The following is a 380-nucleotide window of genomic DNA, read 5'->3' on the forward strand; positions in this document are numbered from 1 at the left end:
CTCATCCCCGAGGGGGAGCGGGCCATGGCGCATCTTCGGATCGGCCGCGTGCTCGCGGCGCAAACGCCGGCGGAGGCACTAGAGGAGACCATCTTCGACATTGTCAGCCAGTTCGGGCGTGGCACGGCGCTGATTACCGCGCCGGCGGAGCGCGAACAGGTCGCCGGCCTCAACCGTGTTGCGGGCCAGCGGGCTAAGGCGGCAACCGCCTATCACGCCGCGCTGCAATATTTCACCGCCGGCCGGGCCTTGCTGGGAGCGACCGGCTGGGAGCAGTGCCCTCGGCTCACGTTCGACCTCGAGCTCAACCGCGCCGAGTGCGAATACCTGACGGGGGAACTGGCATCTGCGGAAGAACGGCTTGCGATGCTGTCACGACG

General features: G+C 68.2%; 1 protein-coding gene. It reads left to right on the plus strand.

From position 1 onward, the window contains the following. Positions 1–24: 24 nt before the first annotated feature. On the plus strand, positions 25–380 hold a 356-nt coding region (locus tag ACPYOI_RS36020), incomplete at its 3' end, for a hypothetical protein (RefSeq protein WP_481424167.1).

Source organism: Rhizobium sp. SVR5-2C (genome assembly GCF_056755115.1).